General features: G+C 67.6%; 1 protein-coding gene. It reads left to right on the plus strand.

Translation table 11 applies throughout. The annotated features are described in order from the left end of the window. Positions 1–379 precede the first annotated feature (379 nt). A complete protein-coding gene (locus tag ACWDO5_RS35685; protein WP_450534675.1) occupies positions 380–1,351 on the plus strand; it encodes an alpha/beta hydrolase in 972 nt (323 codons plus the stop codon). The last annotated feature ends 289 nt before the right edge of the window (positions 1,352–1,640 follow it).

Consider the following 1,640-nt stretch of genomic DNA (forward strand, 5'->3'; position numbering starts at 1 on the left):
GGTTGGATATCCAGTACTTGACCGGTTCGTTCTCGTCTTCGGGCCATTGGGCGATCAGCCGCCGCAGCCCGATGACGCCGTTGGGGGGCGGGTTTCGGGCGGCGCCCGGCGAGCTGGACCCGCAGGAACACGAAGCGCGATGTCATCGCGGCTTCGGAGCCTTTGCGCCAGGTGACGGTCACGGACCGGTGTGCGCAGGGGCAGGCCTGCCGTGTTCATCAGCACGTTGCTGTTGTTCTTCCTCTTCCCGCCGAGGGCGGACCGCTGCGATCGCGGGCGCACCGCCGCCCTTCTATCCTGATCAAAGGTGTGTATACATGTGCAAATAGTGCACCTGCGCCATTGCTGCCCCCAACCCTGTACGGAGAGGAAGATCAGCATGACCACATTGCTTCCCCCTCCCACTCCGTTCCTGGAGCCCGCGGCGAAGGACCTCGTCGAGGCGACCTCCCCGCACCCGCGGATCTACGAGGTGCCGCCAGATCAGGGGCGTGACATCCTCGCTGGCCTGCAGATCGGAGAAGGTGTCGCGAAACCTGACGTCGAGGAGGAATGGGTGACCGTCGACGCCGGCAGGTGGGGGCAGGTGCGCACCCGCATCGTGCGCCCGCGCGGCATCTCCGGGACGCTTCCGGTCGTCCTCTACATCCACGGAGCTGGGTGGGTGTTCGGCGACGAGAACACCCACGACCGCCTCGTACGCGAACTCGCCGTCGGCGCCGGCGCGGCTGCGGTCTTCCCGGTCTACGACCGGGCCCCCGAGGCCAAGTACCCCACCCAGATCGAGCAGAACTACGCCGTGGCACAGTGGGCCGTCCGCGAAGGTGCACAGCACGGCCTGGACGCCTCGCGCCTGGCTGTGTGCGGCGACTCCGTGGGCGGAAACATGTCCGCGACGTTCGCCCTGATGGCCAAGGACAGGGGCGATGTCCAGGTCGGCTGCCAGGTCCTGCTCTACCCCGTCACCAACGCCGACTTCGACACCCCGTCCTACCTGCAGTTCGCGGACGGGGACTACCTGACCCGGGACGGAATGATCTGGTTCTGGGACCAGTACACTACCGACCCCGCCCAGCGCGCCGAGCCCTACGCCTCGCCCTTGCGCGCCAGCATCGACCAGCTGCGCGGCCTGCCCCCCACCCTCGTTGTCACCGACGAAGCTGACGTCCTGCGCGACGAGGGCGAGGCCTACGCGGCCAAGCTGCGCGAAGCCGGCGTCGACGTCACCGCCGTCCGCGTTCTGGGCATGGTTCACGACTTCCTCATGCTCGACAGCCTGCGCGACTGCAACGCCACCAACGTCGCACGCCACCTCGCCATCGACGCACTCAAGACCGCCCTGCACAGCTGACCCTCGCCAACCACCGGCACCCCGCCGGGTGGGTGCAGCGCCCCCCTGCGTCGCCCCCACCCGGGGGTGCGGTCGTCAAGGCGGAGGCGCACGCAGACGCAGCCGCTCACGAACAACCTTGACACGGCCCGGATATCGACCATCATCACGGCACCGAGGAACGGCGCACCGTCCCGCAGTGGTGTCACTTCTCAGGTTCTGGCTCAGATTCCGTTTGCGCCGTGAGGCGCTGTTGGTTCGAGTGGAGGTGTAAGACCTGCACCAACCCGCTGTCGCAGCAGTGGGGTTG

This window comes from Streptomyces sp. NPDC000880, from assembly GCF_053599675.1.

Bases quoted from the DNA above. Each gene is read 5' to 3' on its own strand.
- ACWDO5_RS35685 (WP_450534675.1), top strand. From the start codon at position 380: ATGACCACATTGCTTCCCCCTCCCACTCCGTTCCTGGAGCCCGCGGCG.